17 protein-coding genes are annotated in these 16,528 nt (G+C 63.1%); 14 read left to right on the forward strand and 3 right to left on the reverse strand.

What is annotated here, in order from left to right; translation table 11 throughout:
* The first annotated feature begins 162 nt into the window (after positions 1 to 162).
* The 7 genes from LB568_RS05125 to LB568_RS05155 all read left to right on the forward strand — a co-directional run bounded on the left by LB568_RS05125 (position 163) and on the right by LB568_RS05155 (position 7,144).
* Positions 163 to 1,416: an ABC transporter substrate-binding protein gene (locus tag LB568_RS05125; protein ID WP_224729446.1), complete on the forward strand. Its 1,254-nt coding sequence runs from the start codon at positions 163 to 165 to the stop codon at positions 1,414 to 1,416.
* Positions 1,417 to 1,482: 66 nt separating this feature from the next.
* Positions 1,483 to 2,418 (forward strand): carbohydrate ABC transporter permease, encoded by a 936-nt coding sequence (locus LB568_RS05130; RefSeq protein WP_023764666.1) that lies wholly within the window; start codon positions 1,483 to 1,485, stop codon positions 2,416 to 2,418.
* Positions 2,411 to 3,316 carry a carbohydrate ABC transporter permease gene (locus LB568_RS05135; protein WP_224729447.1) on the forward strand — a complete coding sequence of 302 codons (906 nt, stop codon included), beginning with the start codon at positions 2,411 to 2,413 and terminating at the stop codon, positions 3,314 to 3,316. The genes LB568_RS05130 and LB568_RS05135 overlap by 8 nt, the downstream gene beginning before the upstream one ends.
* Before the next feature lie 67 nt (positions 3,317 to 3,383).
* Positions 3,384 to 4,490 carry an ABC transporter ATP-binding protein gene (locus LB568_RS05140; protein ID WP_013897046.1) on the forward strand — a complete coding sequence of 369 codons (1,107 nt, stop codon included), beginning with the start codon at positions 3,384 to 3,386 and terminating at the stop codon, positions 4,488 to 4,490.
* A 35-nt stretch (positions 4,491 to 4,525) separates the two neighbouring features.
* Positions 4,526 to 5,305, forward strand: coding sequence for an SDR family NAD(P)-dependent oxidoreductase (locus tag LB568_RS05145; protein ID WP_224729448.1), 780 nt, complete (start codon positions 4,526 to 4,528; stop codon positions 5,303 to 5,305).
* 29 nt (positions 5,306 to 5,334) lie between these two features.
* Positions 5,335 to 6,312 carry a sugar phosphate isomerase/epimerase family protein gene (locus LB568_RS05150; RefSeq protein WP_224729449.1) on the forward strand — a complete coding sequence of 326 codons (978 nt, stop codon included), beginning with the start codon at positions 5,335 to 5,337 and terminating at the stop codon, positions 6,310 to 6,312.
* A gap of 19 nt (positions 6,313 to 6,331) precedes the next feature.
* Positions 6,332 to 7,144 (forward strand): SDR family NAD(P)-dependent oxidoreductase, encoded by an 813-nt coding sequence (locus tag LB568_RS05155; protein ID WP_140780562.1) that lies wholly within the window; start codon positions 6,332 to 6,334, stop codon positions 7,142 to 7,144.
* Positions 7,145 to 7,222: 78 nt separating this feature from the next.
* Here the strand turns inward: LB568_RS05155 and LB568_RS05160 are convergent, their stop codons facing one another.
* Complete coding sequence (locus LB568_RS05160; protein WP_224729450.1) at positions 7,223 to 8,131, reverse strand: LysR family transcriptional regulator; 909 nt, start codon at positions 8,129 to 8,131, stop codon at positions 7,223 to 7,225.
* A 276-nt stretch (positions 8,132 to 8,407) separates the two neighbouring features.
* Between LB568_RS05160 and LB568_RS05165 the strand changes: the two genes are divergently transcribed.
* The 4 genes from LB568_RS05165 to LB568_RS05180 all read left to right on the forward strand — a co-directional run bounded on the left by LB568_RS05165 (position 8,408) and on the right by LB568_RS05180 (position 11,310).
* Entirely contained in the window at positions 8,408 to 9,142 is a 735-nt protein-coding gene (locus tag LB568_RS05165; RefSeq protein WP_224729451.1) for an SDR family NAD(P)-dependent oxidoreductase, read from the forward strand.
* Between the two features lie 87 nt (positions 9,143 to 9,229).
* On the forward strand, positions 9,230 to 9,829 hold the full coding sequence (locus tag LB568_RS05170) for an NADPH-dependent F420 reductase (protein WP_013897052.1): 600 nt from the start codon (positions 9,230 to 9,232) through the stop codon (positions 9,827 to 9,829).
* Positions 9,830 to 9,832: 3 nt separating this feature from the next.
* Complete coding sequence (locus LB568_RS05175) at positions 9,833 to 10,336, forward strand: SRPBCC domain-containing protein (RefSeq protein ID WP_224729452.1); 504 nt, start codon at positions 9,833 to 9,835, stop codon at positions 10,334 to 10,336.
* 161 nt (positions 10,337 to 10,497) lie between these two features.
* Complete coding sequence (locus LB568_RS05180) at positions 10,498 to 11,310, forward strand: SDR family NAD(P)-dependent oxidoreductase (protein WP_224729453.1); 813 nt, start codon at positions 10,498 to 10,500, stop codon at positions 11,308 to 11,310.
* 300 nt (positions 11,311 to 11,610) lie between these two features.
* On the opposite strand, the gene LB568_RS05185 is transcribed toward LB568_RS05180, so the two are convergent.
* Together LB568_RS05185 and LB568_RS05190 are read right to left on the reverse strand one after the other, a co-directional pair.
* Complete coding sequence (locus LB568_RS05185; RefSeq protein WP_224729454.1) at positions 11,611 to 13,107, reverse strand: aldehyde dehydrogenase family protein; 1,497 nt, start codon at positions 13,105 to 13,107, stop codon at positions 11,611 to 11,613.
* Between the two features lie 51 nt (positions 13,108 to 13,158).
* Complete coding sequence (locus LB568_RS05190; RefSeq protein WP_224729510.1) at positions 13,159 to 13,440, reverse strand: hypothetical protein; 282 nt, start codon at positions 13,438 to 13,440, stop codon at positions 13,159 to 13,161.
* Between LB568_RS05190 and LB568_RS05195 the strand changes: the two genes are divergently transcribed.
* The 3 genes from LB568_RS05195 to adh all read left to right on the forward strand — a co-directional run bounded on the left by LB568_RS05195 (position 13,370) and on the right by adh (position 16,521).
* Positions 13,370 to 13,546 carry a hypothetical protein gene (locus tag LB568_RS05195; RefSeq protein WP_318013238.1) on the forward strand — a complete coding sequence of 59 codons (177 nt, stop codon included), beginning with the start codon at positions 13,370 to 13,372 and terminating at the stop codon, positions 13,544 to 13,546. The two genes, LB568_RS05190 and LB568_RS05195, sit on opposite strands and share 71 nt — an antisense overlap.
* A gap of 344 nt (positions 13,547 to 13,890) precedes the next feature.
* The gene (locus LB568_RS05200; RefSeq protein WP_224729506.1) at positions 13,891 to 14,859 is read left to right on the forward strand and encodes a GAF domain-containing protein; all 969 of its coding nucleotides are present in this window, start codon (positions 13,891 to 13,893) and stop codon (positions 14,857 to 14,859) included.
* Between the two features lie 144 nt (positions 14,860 to 15,003).
* A complete protein-coding gene (adh, locus tag LB568_RS05205; protein WP_224729455.1) occupies positions 15,004 to 16,521 on the forward strand; it encodes an aldehyde dehydrogenase in 1,518 nt (505 codons plus the stop codon).
* The last annotated feature ends 7 nt before the right edge of the window (positions 16,522 to 16,528 follow it).

The raw sequence follows: 16,528 nt of genomic DNA on the forward strand, positions 1-16,528 counted from the left end.
GTCATGGATCAACATAAACATCGTTGACTGATAGCGCCAATATGTCATCTTGGAAAGAACTCGAGATTAACGCGTCTCGCCGACCGCGGCTTCAAACCGCGGCCATAAGCGGTCGATACGAACCGTGCAACACCATATGGGAGTGAAACGATGAAATGCGTCATGACCGCCCTCGCGGCCGCCACTGTGTGCACCTTTTTCACGGGGGCAGCGTTAGCGGAGCCCAAGACGAACCTGCTACACCAATGGGCGACCGGATCGGACGCCCAGGCGATCGCCAAGCTCGGCGAGATGTTCACCGCCAAGGGCGGCAAATGGGAACAGACGTCGATCGCCGGTCACACGGCCAATACGCTGGCCAAGCTGCGTGCCGACGTGATCGCCGGCAATGCGCCGCCTGCCGTGCAGCTCAAAGGCCCGGAAATCGCCGAGTGGAACAAGACCGGCATGACCGCCGATCTCGACGAGTTGGCGGCCTCGGAAGGATGGGAGAAAGTGGTGGCGCCGGAATTGCTTCCGGTGATGAAGCCGACCGGCAAATGGGTCGCGGCTCCCATGAACATCCACCGCATCAACTGGCTCTGGGCCTCGCCGAAGGTCATGCAGGCCGCTGGCGTGGCGGAAATGCCCAAGACCTGGGCCGAGTTCAACGCGGCCTGTGACAAGATCGTCGCCTCAGGCAAGATCTGCATCTCGCATTCGACCGCCGACTGGACGGATTCGACGGTGTTCGAGGTCGTGCTCTATGGCCAGGATATCGATCTCTATCGCAAGGCCTTCGTCGAAGGCGATGTCGAATCCATGCGCAGCCCGGGGATGGTCAAGGCCTTCGAGCAGATGCGCCTGATGACGACCAAATACATGGATCCGGGCATGGTTGGCCGCGACTGGGATTCGATGTCGGCGCTCGTCGGCAAGGGCGACGCGGCGTTCCACATCATGGGCGACTGGACGATCGGCCTGCTGACCGCCGCCGGCTTCAAGGAAGGCACCGATTATGTCTGCGCCCAGGCGCCGACCGATTGGGGCAAACCCGGCTTCATCCTCAACTCCGACTCGGTCGTGTTCTTCAAGCAGAAGGACCAGGACTACATCGACGGCCAAAAGCTGCTTGCCAGCCTGATCCTGTCGCCCGATTTCCAGACGGTTTTCAACCAGGCCAAGGGCTCGATCCCAGCACGCCTGGATATCGATCTGTCGAAGGGCTTCAATCCGTGCCAGCAGCTCTCGCAGAAGGATCTGCAGGCTTCGATCAAGGAGGGCACGCTGGTCCGTTCGATGGCGCACAACATGACCATCCCGCAGAAGATGCGCGGCGCGATCATGGATTCCATTACCGAGTTCGTAGCGACGCCCGACATGTCAGCCGAGGACGGCGCCAATGCGATGGCCGACGCGGCGGAAGCACAGAAGTAGACGGGAACGGCCGGGCGCAATTTCTATCGGCACCCGGCCATCCTCCATCCCAGTCCCACGCTCCAGATGTCAAATCACGACCTGATCCTATCGGTCCCGGCGCCCGCCCGCCCCTGGCGGCAGCGGCTGGGCTCGGCGATGCCCTTGCTGGTGCTCGGCCCCTCCCTTGTGGCGAGCTTCGTCTACGTCTTCGTGTTCACCGGCTGGACGCTCTACATCTCGCTCTCGAACTCCTCGCTGCTTCCGACCTACGGCTTCGTCGGCCTGGACAACTACGCGTCACTCTGGGCGAACCGGCGCTGGAACATCGCCTACAACAACCTCTTTTTCTTCAGCGGTTTCTACATCGTCGGCTCGATGGCCGTGGGACTGCTGCTGGCGATCCTGATCGACCAGCGCGTGCGCGGCGAAGCGGCCTGGCGCACGATCTTCCTCTATCCGCTGGCCGTCTCCTTCATCGTCACCGGCACGGTCTGGAGCTGGCTCTACAACCCGAGCGACGGTATCCAGGCGATGGTGCGCGGATTGGGCTGGACGAATTTCAGTTTCGCACTCGCCAGCGACCGGCACTACGCGATCTACGCGGTGATCATCACCGGTGTCTGGCAGTCCTCGGGCTTTGCCATGGCGCTCTTCCTGGCGGGTCTGCGCTCGGTGGATTCGGATCTCGTCAAGGCCGCGCAGATCGACGGCGCTTCGACCTTCCGCATTTATCGCAAAGTGCTTCTGCCGACGATTGCGCCGATCTTCCTGGCGGTCGCCGTCATCCAGATCCAGTTCGCCATCAAGACCTTCGACCTCGTGGCTGCGTTGACGAAAGGGGGACCGGGGATCTCGACCACCTTCCCCGCGATCTACGTCTATGACCTGATGTTCCAACGGGGCCAGATCGGCGAAGGTGCGGCGGCGGCCATCATGATGCTTGCCGCTCTTGCCGTGGTGCTGGTGCCCTATTCGTTCTGGGTGGTCTGGCGCCGGCGCAAGGAAGCCGGCCATGGCTGACGCAGCGCTGGACCAGTCGCACGATCATCGCGCTGCCGCAGTCGCGACGCGCAGGCATTTCTTCACCCGCTTCGTCATCTACGGGCTGCTGGTTGTCTTCGCGGCGATCTACCTAGTCCCGTTGCTGGTCGTGGTGCTGAATTCATTCCGCGATCAGCAAGAGATCGCGCGCAACGGGCTGATCTCGCTGCCACGCAGCTTCCGCCTCGAAGCCTGGGGCCAGGCCTGGAGCACCTATTGCATCGGCGGCACCTGCGAAGGCATGCAGCGCAACTTCTACAACTCCCTGAAAATGACGATCCCTGCGACGAGCATCTCGACGGCGGTCGGCGCGATGAACGGTTACATCTTGTCGAAATGGCGCTTCAAGGGTTCGGAAGCACTGTTCACCTGCATGCTGCTCGGCGTCTTCATACCGGGCCAGATTTCGTTGATGCCCTGGGCGTTCATCCTCGGCAATCTGGGCCTCAGCAATTCGACCTACGGGCTCATCGTCATTCACGTCATCCAGGGCATTTCGTTCACCACCCTGTTCTGCCGCAACTACTATGTCAGCATTCCCGACGATCTCATCAAGGCGGCGCGCATCGATGGCGCAGGCTTCTGGCGCATCTTCCGCAAGATCATTCTCCCGCTCTCCTCACCGATCCTGATCGTCACGGTGATCTGGCAGTTCACCGGCATCTGGAACGAATATCTGTTCGGTGTCGTCTTCACCTCCGGGCAGCAACAGCCGATCACGGCCGCGCTCGTCGCGCTGACGGCAAGCGGCACGAATGTACGCGCCTACGATGTCATGAGTGCCGCCGTGCTGATCGGCGCGCTGCCGCCGCTGCTGATCTATCTCTTCGGCGGCAAGTATTTCGTCCGCGGCCTGACCCAGGGTGCGATCAAGTGAGGCGTGATCAAGTGAGCGGAGCCTATCTCATGTCGCCGATTGCTTCGACCGGCAAGAAGGGCATCGCATGTCGACATTGACCATCCGATCCCTGCGCAAGAACTTCGGCGCGGTCGAGGTGCTGAAGGGCATCGATCTCGAGGCGCAGAACGGCGAGTTCATCGCGCTGGTCGGACCATCCGGATGCGGCAAGTCCACCCTGCTCGCGATGATCGCCGGGCTGGAAACCGTAACCTCCGGCGAGATCCGCATCGACGGCCGGCTGGTCAATTCGGTTGCGCCGAAGGACCGCGACATCGCCATGGTGTTCCAGTCCTACGCGCTTTACCCGACGATGACGGTGCGCGAGAACATCACCTTCGGCATGGAAAGCCGCCGCGTGCCGAAGCCGCAGCAGGACGAGGCCGTCAAGCGGGTTGCAGCTTTCCTGCAGATCGAACCGCTGCTTGGGCGCAAGCCCGGACAGCTTTCGGGCGGCCAGCGCCAACGTGTCGCGATGGGCCGGGCGCTGGTGCGCGATCCGAAACTGTTCCTGTTCGACGAGCCGCTCTCCAATCTCGACGCCAAGCTGCGCGTCGACATGCGTACCGAAATCAAGAAACTGCATCACCGCGTCGGCAAGACGACGGTCTATGTCACCCACGATCAGGTCGAGGCGATGACACTCGCCTCGCGCATCGCCGTGATGCATCAGGGCGAGGTCCAGCAATTCGATGAGCCGGCCACGATCTACAACCGTCCGGCGAACATGTTCGTCGCGGGCTTCATGGGATCGCCGGCGATGAACTTCCTGCCGGCCGAACTGAGCCAGGAAGGCGGTCGCCCCACCGTTGCCTTGCAGACCGCCGACGGCAAGACGGCCAGCCTGTCGATCGTCCAGACACTTGCCGCCGATACGCCGCGACAGGTCGTGCTCGGCATCCGGCCGGAGCACATCTACCGGTTCGATCCCGATCTTCAGCGTCGCAAGCCAGGCATCGCGCAAATCGATGCCGTGGTCGAACTGGTCGAGCCGACAGGTGCGGAGACCATGGCCGTTCTGCGCCTGGGCGGCAAGGAGATCACCGGTCGTTTCGACCCCGACAGCACGCCACGGATGGGTGAGACGGTGACGCTCGGTATCGACATGGCGCGGGCCTGCTTGTTCGACCCGACGACCCAACGCCTGATCTGACCCCAACGCCTGATCTGACCAACGCCTGATCTGAAATGAGCTCCGCATTGTCCTTTGCCATCTATCCGAGCCTGGCCGACCGCGTCGTGCTGATCACCGGCGGCGCGTCAGGCATCGGCGCCGACACGGTCCGCGCCTTCGCCGCCAATGGTGCGCGCGTCGCGTTTCTCGATCTGCAGCAGGAGGCCGGCGAGGATCTCGCGCGGGAACTCGCCGCCACGGCACCGCACGCACCACTATTCTTGCGCTGCGACGTGACCGATATTCCCGCTCTCCAGGCTGCGATCGGCACGGTGCGCGACCGCCTGGGATCCGTCGCAGTGCTGGTCAACAACGCCGCCGACGACAATCGCCACCCAGTCGCCGACGTGACGCAGGAGTATTGGGACCACGCCCAGGACGTGAACCTCAGGCACCACTTCTTTGCCGCCCAAGCCGTGCATCCGCATATGAAGGAGTTGGGCTTTGGTTCGATCGTCAATTTTTCCTCGATCGCCTGGCGTTTCGGCGCGGCGGAGATGGCGCCCTATGCGACGGCCAAGGCTGCGGTGGTCGGGTTGACGTTCGCGCTGGCGCGGGCATTTGGCCCCGACAACATCCGCGTCAACGCCATCGAGCCGGGTGCCGTCATCACCGACCGGCAACGGCAGCTTTGGTTCAAGACGCAGGCATCGGTCGACCAGGTCGTGCAGCGGCAGATGATCCGCCGCGTTCTGCTCGGCGCAGAGGTCGCGCGCGCGGTGCTGTTCCTTGCCGCCGACGACAGCCGCATGATCACCAAGCAGTCGATCACCGTGGATGCCGGCCTGCGATGACCGCAAAACCCGAATCAAAGGATCGCTCCATGCTCGAGGTCGGCCTGAACCCTTATGGTCTGACCTATCATCTCGGACTTCAGGCCCGCGGCACCTCACGCGCCAATCCCGAGCCGGCGGGGCTGGAAGGTTTCATTGCGCTCGCGAGCGAACTCGGCGCGCGGGTGCTGGAGATCTGGGTGCCATGGCTGGCGGAGCTTTCCGATGACGCGGTAATCGCGCTGCGCGAAAGGCTCGCCGGCCTTGGGATCACACCGATCGTCAGCGGCGGCCTGCTGGTGGGCGAACCGCTCGACGCGGCATTTCGGGCCGCACGCCTGCTGAGGGCAAAGATCATCCGAACGGCGCTGACGCCGGTTCTCTGCGGCGACCGCAACGCTGCCGGCGAGAAATGGAGCGAGTTCGCTGGCATCATTCGAGACCGATTGAAGGAATGGGGTCCCCGCGCGATTGCCGAAGGCCATGTGCTTGCGATCGAAAACCACCAGGACTTCACCAGCGGGGAAATCATCGATTTCTGCGCGCTCGGCGGCGAAGGCGTCGGTGTCACCTTCGACACCGGCAACCCATTCCCGGTCGGCGAAGCGCCGCTCGATTTTGCGCGGCGGATCGCTCCTTATGTCCGCCATGTCCACCTCAAGGACTACCGCGTACAGTTCACGACCGAAGGCTACCGGCTGATCCGTTGCGCCATCGGCGATGGCGCGGTGCCGTTTGCCGAAATGTTCGCAATTCTCGGCCAACACCACGATCGCATGACCGCCGTTCTCGAACCGGGGGCATTGGAGGCGCGGCATGTCCGCTTTCTAAGCGACGACTGGTGGCACGGCTATCCGCCGAAGACGGCACGGGAATTTGCCGCCTGCCTGCGGGCGGCGCAGCGCAATCGGCTACCCGACGATGCCGACTATCGTACCCCCTGGGAACGCGAAGACGACGGTGCCCTGGTTTCCTATGAGCTCGACATGATCCGGCGCAGCGCCGCCAACATGCGCAACCTGGTTTGATGAAAATGGAGAATATCTGATGACGGCACGTGAACTCGATGGGTTGACCGCCTTCGTAACCGGCTCCGGCCGTGGCCTCGGTCGCGTGATGGCCGAACGTCTGGCGGAATTGGGCGCCAATGTCGCGATCCATGACATGGACGAAACGGCGCCGGCCAAATACGGCGAGTTCGCCAATCTCGGCGAGGTGGTCGAGCGTCTGAAGCGGCATGGGACGAGGGTCACGTCGGTGACCGGCAACATTGGCGACCAGAAAGCGGTGGCCGAGATGAAGCGCAAGATCGAGGCCGACCTCGGCGACGTCCATGTGCTGGTCAATTGCGCCGGCGGCGACATCGGCGCCAAGGGCGGCAAGCCGAACCCGAACAACGCACTCGACATCGAACTGGACGACATCCGTGTACTCACCGAGAACAATCTGATCGGCACGATGCTGGTCTGCCAGGCCTTCGTGCCCCCCATGAAGCAGCGCGGCGGCGGCTCCGTCATCAACATCGCGTCGGCGGCGGCACATCTCGGCTGCTCGCCCGAGGTCGTCTACTCGACGTTGAAGGCGGCGGTCGTGCATTACACGCGCTGCCTCGCCAAGGAACTGATCGACGATGGCGTGCGCATCAATGCGGTCAGCCCCGGTGCCACCAAGACGGCACGGTTCCAGGCGACCCGTGTGGTCGATCCGGAGCGCATGGATTCGAGCCGGAAATCGCTGAACCGGTATGCGGAGCCGGAAGAGATCGCCGAGGCGGTGGCTTTTCTCGCCGGTCCGCGCGCCCGCTTCATCAACGGCCAGGTCATCCGCGTCGATGGTGGTTTCACTATCTTTCCAGGCTGAATGGGCTTTCCAGGTTGAATCGGCTGCCGCCTGGCCTGAATCCCATCGAGCGCGTCCGCAAAGTGGTCGTACCCAACGTCACCTGCGAGAGTCTGCTTCAGGTATGGACAGCCCGGCGAGAAGCGGAGCGTACGCGGCGAGCCTGCCGGATACGAACTCCGTGAAGAGCCGCACGCGCTTCGTCTTGCGTGTCTCACCCTGCGTGAGAATCCAGAGCGTTCCGTACAAATGCAGCTCGGTGCCCGGCACCCTCACCAGGAGGGGGTCGGCATCCCCGACGAAGCAGGGCAGTGTCGTGATCCCGAGCCCTTGCCGTACAGCAACGATCTGCGCTGCGGCGTCCGTGGTCCTGAATGGAACCCCCGTCGTGCGAAGCTCACCCTCGCTGGCCCAATCCGGAATTCCATGAATGCTTATGACGATCCACCGGATGGGATCAGAGGCGCCCGCACGCCATGCGGCTAGTCGATCGCGAGATATGTAGACGGCCCCGAACAGCTCCGGGCCCTTCAGGCCGTGAAGGTTGAGCGGCAGGGTTTTTCGGTCGTAGACGACGCGGATCGCCACGTCGGCCTCTCGGTTGGTCAGATTTGCCAGCTCGCCGGACGACAAGACGTCCATCTCGATGTCCGGATGCAGACGCGCGAACTCGGCGAAATCCGGCATGAGCAGGTGTGTCGCGAGGGTCGGAGCCAATGTCACCCGCAGCAGCCCGCGCACGCTCTGATCGCGCCCGAAGACGCGTGTCTCCAACTGGTGCGACGACGCTTCCATCTGGTTCGCGAGCTCGAGCACCTCCTCGCCCGCAGCCGTCAGGCGGTAGCCCGAAGGCAGCTTTTCGAACATCCGCGCCCCGAGGCGTTCCTCGAGCTGTGCAACGCGCCGCAGCACGGTCGAGTGGTTCACACCGAGGCGCTCGCCGGCAGCCCGCACCGAGCCTCCGCGCGCCACGGCCAGAAAATAGCGAACGTCATCCCAGTCGATCATGGTGCGATCCCGCACCGCGCGGTGCGCCTTCCAAAGCCCGTATCCAACGCAGTCGTACAGCAGTGTGGGCGGTCATCATAGCTTGTGTCGACGAGCGCGGCGCAATTCCGAACGGCGGACACCGGTCGTCGCGACTGGCGGCGGTCGTCCGACCGGATCGATTTTGCACCACCGATGTGCGCACTTCCGCACTCAAAGCCTGACCCCTGCAGGCCTATTTCCAGGCTCTCGGGGTTCTTCCCGAACGATCAAAGGCAGAGCCTGGAAGGAAAAGTCATGGGAAAGCTAAACGGTAAGGTTGCAGTCATCACGGGTGGCGCTACCGGCATCGGCCGCGCCGCGGCAAAGCGCTTCATCGAAGAGGGCGCCTTCGTCTTCATCTTCGGTCGCCGGCAGGAAACGCTCGACGCGGCTCTGGCCGAGCTCGGGCCCAATGCCCGCGCGGTGACGGGCTCGGTCTCGGATGAGGCCGACCTCGACCGACTCTACGCGACGGTGAAGGCCGAGCGCGGAACCCTCGACATCGTCTTCGCCAATGCCGGGGCGGGAAGCCAGCTTGCGCTCGGCAAGATCACCGCCGAGCACATCGACGAAACCTTCGACACCAATGTGAAGGGTACGATTTTCACTGTCCAGAAGGCGCTGCCGCTGATGGACCAGGGCGGTTCGATAATCCTGACCGGATCGAGCGCCGGCACCACGGGCGCCCCGGCAATGAGCGCCTACAGCGCGAGCAAGGCGGCGGTGCGCAACCTCGCCCGGACCTGGGCGGAGGATCTGAAGGGGACCGGCATACGGGTCAACGTGCTGTCCCCCGGCGCGACAGCGACCGAGCTCGCGAAGGAAGCGCTCGGCGAGGAGGGCCAGAAGGTCTTCGCCGCGATGACGCCGCTCCAGCGCATGGCCGATCCGGCGGAGATCGGGGCTGTCGCCGCCTTTCTCGCGTCGTCGGACAGCAGCTTCATGACCGCCAGCGAGGTCGCCGTCGACGGCGGCCTTGCGCAACTCTGACGCGCCACGCCCGGCCCGTCACTCCATTCAACTAACCAGCGCCGTTGAGGGCTGGGAATCGACATCAACACGGAACGGAGAAATATTATGAGCTATGCGATTGTAGGATTCGGTAAGATAGGCCAGGCCCTCGCCCACGCCTTCGCCCGTAAAAACATCGAGGTGGCCGTCGCGAGCCGCCGTCCGCCCGAGGCGTTGGCGGCACAGGCCCGGGCGATCGGACCCACGGTCGTCGCCAAGTCGCTGCGGGACGCACTCGAGGCCGACACAATCATCCTGGCGGTCCCGTTCGGGGAGCATCGCGAGGTCGCGAAGGCCCTGCCGAGCTGGGAAGGCAAGACGGTCATCGACGCGACGAACGCGTTTCCTGTCCCTGAAGAGCTGGACGGTCTCCCGTCCTCCGCCTTCGTCGCGAAGGCGTTCACCGGCGCCAAGCTCGTCAAAGGGTTCAATCACCTGATTGCGGCCACCCTGGCTGCCGATCCGATCGTCGAGGGCGGGCACCGGGTCGTCTTTCTGTCTGCTGACGATGAGGACGCGATCGCTCCCGTGGCGGCCTTGGCCAAACAACTCGGGTTCGCACCCGTCAAGCTGGGAAAGCTCAACGAGGGTGGCGCGCTGGTGCACGCACGCGGCCGCACTTGGGGCCAGCTCATCTTCCAGGACCTGTTCAAGAAGGAACAGTGATCGATGTATGACCACGTGATTTGGCCCGAGCGATATGATCCGAAAACGTCGGCTATCTACGCACTCAACGACATTGACGTGAAGGCGCCGCCTGAAGTGGTCTGGAAGCTGCTGGTCGATGCCGAGAATTGGTCGAGCTACTTTCCCGCCGAGGATCAGGTCAAGATCCTGGGCGGCAAGCCGGAACTGGCGCTTGAAACCAGATATATCCGGGTGACGGTTGGCTTTCCGATGAGCCTGGTCGTGACGGAGTGCGAACCCTTCCGCAGGCTGTCATGGGCGACAACAGTCGATGGCGACGTTACCGGATCGAGCGCGTACCATGGCTGGGTCATCACTCCTACAGCCGATGGCTGCCATGTGCTGACCGAGGAAACGCAGCAGGGCCTTTGGTTCCTTGAGGAACTCGGGCGCAAGCATCCCGGTGCACTCTACCATTATCACCAGGAATGGGTCGAAAGCCTTGCCCGCGCAGCGGAGGCGGAAGTCGCGAACAAGGCGGATTGACGTGCTTGTCCTGAGGCGTCGCCGCGTCGCCTGGGCCGCGACGCTTCGACCGAACAAAGCTGGGCCCGCCTCCGTCCAAATATTGTCGGTATTCAACTGGCGACGGGCGGTTCTAGCCTGGATCGGCGGATGATCACCACCTAGCATTGGAGATGAATGATATGAATATTGAACTCAAGGGCCGCAAGGCGATTGTCACCGGATCGACCGCAGGTATCGGCCGCGCGACGGCGGAGGGGCTGGCCCGTGCCGGCGCATCGGTCGTCGTCAACGGCCGTGGGAATAGCCGGGTCGACGAGGCGGTGCGGCAGATGCGGCAGGCCTTTCCCAGAAGCGACATCTCGGGCATCGCCGCCGATCTTGCGACAGCGGAGGGTGCCGAGGCCTTGATCGCGCAGGCGCCGGACGCCGATATCCTTGTGAACAACGTTGGTACGGCTCATATCCGGGGCTACAATGGCGTCGAGGACATCGCGAAGATCCCCGACGAGGACTGGCTCGACCTCTTCCAGTTGAACGTGATGAGTGGCGTGCGCGTGACCCGTCATTACCTGCCGCGGATGGTGGCGAAAGGCTGGGGCCGTGTCGTGTTTGTAAGTAGCGAGTCCGCGATCAACATCCCCAAGGAAATGCTTGACTACGGCATGACCAAGACAGCTCAACTCGCGATCTCGCGCGGGCTTGCCGAGGCGGTCGCGGGCACGGGCGTCACTGTCAACGCCGTCTTGCCGGGTCCTACCCGCTCCGAGATCCTGGGCGACTTCATGGCGAAGCAGGCTGACGCAAACGGGATCACGCAGCAGGAAGCCGAGCAGGGCTTCCTGAAGGCAATGCGTCCAACCACCCTTATCCAACGCTTCTCGACCACCGACGAGGTGGCCAACATGATCATCTATGCATGCTCGGAGCAGGCTTCGGCGACAACCGGCGCGGCTTTACGGGTGGATGGCGGCGTGGTCCGTTTCGTCGCGTAGCTGCCGAGAAGATTATGGGTCAATGGCGCCGACCAGCGGACGGTCGACGCCATTGGGTGAGCCTCCGTTGAGTTTTCCTGCCCGGTGTCTTCAGGCCGACCCGGTGTCTTCAGGCCGAATACTGGCCGTGATCTTCACCTGTTTCTCGACATACCCTGCAATAGAGCAATTCCAGGAAAAGTGTGATACGGTTTTCCGTCCGGAATTGCGTAAAAACAAAGGGATAGAGCGGTTCGCCGTTTCCGTGAAACGGTGAATTTGCTCGTACGGAAAACCGCTCATACTTTTCCTGGGATTGCTCTAATCCGTCTGGATCCAGATCGCCTTTGTCTCCAGATACTCATGCAGATGCTCGACGCCGCCCTCGCGACCGTAGCCGGACATCTTCATGCCGCCGAACGGCACCGCAGGGTCGATGGCATGGTACATGTTGACCCAGACCGAGCCGGCCTTGATGCGGCGCGCGAGCTTGTGCGCGGTGCCGAGATGGGTGGTGAAGATACCGGCCGCCAGACCGTAAGGCGTTGCGTTGGCGCGCGCGACGGCCTCATCCAGCGTGTCGAAAGGCATCGCCGAGATGACCGGACCGAAAATCTCTTCCCGCGCGATGGTCATGTTGTCCGATACCGAACCGAAGACGGTTGGCGCGATGAAGTTGCCGCCATCGAAGAGCGCGCCCGTCAGCCGCGAGCCGCCGGCGACCAGTTCGGCGCCCTCGTCGCTGCCGGCCTTGATGTAGCCCTCGACCTTGCCGGCCTGCCTTGCGTTGATCAGCGGCCCGATCTCCGTCTCCGCCTCAATGCCGTGGCCGACGCGCAGCCTGCCGGCAAATTCGGCGACCCGGCGCACGAACTCGTCATGGATCTCGCGCGCCACGAATAGCCGCGAGCCGGCAATGCAGATCTGACCCGAATGAACGAACACCGCCATCGCCGCGACCGGGACAGCCTTGTCGATATCGGCGTCGCGGCAGACGATGATCGGTGACTTGCCGCCGAGCTCGAGCGAAACGCGCTTGAGGTTGGCGACACCGGCGCGGGCGATCGCCTGGCCGGTCAGCGTCGAGCCGGTGAAGACGATCTTGTTGACATCGGGATGTTCGGCGAGCCGCGCGCCGGCCTCGGCTCCCGTGCCGGTGACGATGTTGACGACGCCGTCGGGCACGCCGGCTTCCTGCATCAGCCGCGCGATCAGCAGCGGTGTCAGCGACGCATCCTCCGACGGTTTCAGCACGATGGTGCAGCCGGTGGCGAGCGCTGGTGCGATCTTCCAGATCGACGCGGCGGTCGGAGCGTTCCAGGGAATGATCGCGCCGACGACGCCCACCGGTTCTCGCCGGGTGAAAGTGACGATCTCGCCGGGAATGGAATTGTCGATCGCCTCGCCATGCAGCGCGGTGGCCATGCCGGCATAGAAGCGCAGCATGCCGATGACGCGACACCGATTGGCGAGCGTGCGCGTGATCGGCAGTCCCATGTCGAGCGTGTCGGAAACACTGAGCTCTTCCCAATGCATCTCGAAGAGATCGGCGATGCGCAAAAGCACGCACTGCCGCTCATAGGGCGAGAATGTCGACCACGGCCCTTCGAACGCCATGCGCGCGGCAGCCACAGCCGCGTCGACATCGGCGGCCGAGCCGCGCGGCACCGTCGCCAGCACCGCGCCGGTCGCCGGATTCAGCGCCTGCATCTCCTGACCGGACTGCGCCGCCACCCACTTGCCGCCAATGAACATCGGCCGGAATTCGCCATGGTAGAGCGTCGCGGCCTTCGCCCTCGGGTCGAAGTTCAGCGTCATCTTTTCCTCCTCGCAATTCCGACGCGACTATTACTCCCGGCGCGGGCGAGCTCAAACAAGGAAAGCTAAAAGGGCGTTCAGATAATCGGACTGTGCAACGCGCGTGTCTTCCCCGATGGTTCGGGCAACGGAGGAACAGATATGAGACTTGCTGGGAAGGTCGCCATCGTCACCGGTGGCGGGTCTGGATTTGGCGAAGGCATCGTCAAGAAATTCGTGCTCGGCCTTCGGCGGTCTCGACATACTGGTCAACAATACCGGCGTGGCGCAGCCGTCCTTGCCGCTTGAGACGATGGACGACGAGATGTTCGACCGGATCGCCAACGTCAACATGCGCTCGATCTACAACGGCGCCCGTGCGGTGGTCCCGCATTTCAAATCCATCAAAGCAATCGAGCTACCTCCCCCGTGCCTTTCTTCGCGCCGGAAGCGGTCTTGAATGTGAGGGTACGTTTGTGGGTACCTTTTCGACCATCATCGCCCGCGCGATGATGGCTATGACGCCGCGACAGCAACCGCAAGCATTCCGACAACTCCAAATGCCTCGCCTTGGCTGCCTTCCGGCCAGTTTTCGCAATGTCGATAGCCGCCCAAGCGAAGTTTGCTCCCGATCAATGAACGCGATTCGTTCTGTTGATAGGCTTCCTCGATGGGGCGGCCATTGGATGGCAATGGCAGGCAAGAGATCTGTCCTTCTGCTCCTTTCGACGAATTGACTAAGTGCCGATCGAACCGCAGACCGGATCAGACCGGGAGGAAATTCATCAGGGTTGGAGGAAAAGTATGGGAGAAGATCTATCCGGTCATCATGCCGACCGCATCCAGGCGGCGATTGCGTCGGACGCGGCGGCGAAGTCCGCCCTGGTTGCCTCCTGGCGGCGCTCTTCCAATTTGCATCGGCTCGAACCAGCCGATTGCAGCCCTCCACATTATCTGACGGAGGCCGAACTGGCGCAGGCCCGGCAACGGATCGAACCGCTCATTTGCGCTGCCCAAGCCAGTCTCGACCGTCTCTATCTCGCGGTAGGCGGCGTCGGATGCTGTGTCCTGCTCGCCGATCGCGACGGCGTGCCGGTCGAACGGCGCGGCGCGCCTGTCGACGATGAGACGTTTCATTCCTGGGGTTTGTGGACTGGCTCCGTCTGGAATGAGGAAAGCCAGGGCACCAACGGGATCGGCACCTGCCTGGTCGAACGCCGGGCGTTGACGATCCACCGTGACCAGCATTTCCACACGCGCAACACCCTGCTCAGTTGCACCACCGCCCCGATCCACGACCATGAGGGAAACCTTGTGGCCGCGCTTGACGTGTCCTCCTGCCGGGCCGACCTGACCGAAGCCTTCGTCAATCTCATCTCGATGGCTGTCGTCGACGCGGCGCGTCGGATCGAAAGCGAAAACTTCAAGATGGCATTCCCGAAGGCACGAATTCTGCTTGCGCCAGTGACCGACAAGGGCTCCGGCGCGCTGATCGCCATCGACGCGGACGATCTCGTGGTCGGTGCTACCCGTTCGGCCCGCCTGGCGCTTGGCATTACACAGCAGTGTCTCGACAAACCAATGCCCGCCGCCGATCTGCTCGGCTGGGCCGAGATTGGCCCTAAGGTTCTTGCTGAGGCGGAGCGCGGGGCCCTCCAGCGTGCGCTCGCGCGGGCTGACGGAAATGTCTCGGCCGCGGCGCAGGCGCTTGGCATCAGCCGCGCGACGCTTCACCGCAAACTCAACCGCCTGGATGTCCATCGGCCTCACTGAAACGCCGAGATCCCGTGACTGTCGCAATTCTGCGACACATCTTGCCCAACCGCGGCGACCGGTGCGGTGACAACCGGAGGCGGAAATCGCAAGCCTCTCCCGAAGCGTTCGCATCCCGCGACGCCAGCTTTGGGAGGAAGACACATGAACAAGGTTGAATTCTCACGCCCGGTCAAGGCGCCCTTCGACAAGCGTTACGGCAATTTCATCGGTGGCAAATGGGCCGAGCCCCGCTCCGGCCGCTATTTCGAGAACTTCTCGCCGGTGAATGGCCAACTGCTGTGCGAAGTAGCGCGCTCGGACGGCCAGGACATCGAGGCGGCCCTGGACGCCGCGCATGCCGCCAAGGATGCCTGGGCGCGCACCAGCGTGGCCGAGCGCTCCCTCATCCTCAACCGCATCGCCGATCGAATGGAGGAAAACCTCGATCTCCTCGCATGCGCCGAGACCTGGGACAACGGCAAGCCGATCCGCGAAACGACCGCGGCCGACCTGCCTTTGGCCATCGACCATTTCCGTTATTTCGCCGGCGCGGTGCGTGGCCAGGAAGGCAGCCTCTCCCAGATCGACGACGACACCGTCGCCTATCATTTCCATGAGCCGCTCGGCGTGGTCGGCCAGATCATCCCGTGGAACTTCCCGCTGCTGATGGCATGCTGGAAACTTGCTCCCGCGCTTGCTGCCGGCAATTGCGTCGTCCTGAAACCCGCCGAGCAGACCCCGGCTGCCATCCTGCTCTGGGCCGATCTTGTCGGCGACCTGCTGCCGCCGGGCGTGCTCAACATCGTCAACGGCTTTGGCCTCGAGGCCGGCAAGCCGCTGGCTTCGTCGCCGCGCATTGCCAAGATCGCCTTTACCGGCGAGACGACGACGGGCCGGCTGATCATGCAGTATGCCAGCCAGAACCTGATCCCGGTGACGCTCGAGCTCGGCGGCAAGTCACCCAACATTTTCTTCAAGGATGTCGTCGCCGAAGACGACGATTTCTTCGACAAGGCGATCGAAGGCTTCGTCATGTTCGCGCTGAACCAGGGCGAGGTGTGCACCTGTCCGAGCCGCGCGCTCATCCAGGAATCGATCTACGACAGGTTCATGGAACGCGCCCTCAAGCGCGTCGAGGCAATCGTACAGGGCGATCCGCTCGATCCGGCAACGATGATCGGGGCCCAGGCTTCGTCCGAGCAGATGGAAAAGATCCTGTCCTATATCGATATCGGCCGCCAGGAAGGAGCCGAGTTGCTGACCGGTGGGGCGCGCAATCTTTTGCCCGGCGACCTGGCGGGCGGCTACTACGTCCAACCCACGGTTTTCAAGGGCCACAACAAGATGCGCATCTTCCAGGAGGAGATTTTTGGGCCGGTGGTTTCGGTCACGACCTTCAAGGACGACGACGAAGCCCTGGCGATTGCCAACGATACGCTCTACGGCCTCGGTGCCGGCGTCTGGACACGCGATGCCAACCGCGCCTATCGCTTCGGCCGCGCGATCCAGGCTGGCCGCGTCTGGACCAACTGCTACCATGCCTATCCCGCGCATGCGGCCTTCGGCGGCTACAAGCAGTCCGGCATCGGTCGAGAGACCCACAAGATGATGCTCGACCACTACCAGCAGACGAAGAACATGCTGGTCAGCTACAGCCCGAAGAAGCTCGGCTTCTTCTGATCGCCTC

Origin of the sequence: Mesorhizobium sp. B263B2A (assembly GCF_020165775.1) — a bacterium.
Lineage (GTDB): Bacteria > Pseudomonadota > Alphaproteobacteria > Rhizobiales > Rhizobiaceae > Mesorhizobium > Mesorhizobium opportunistum.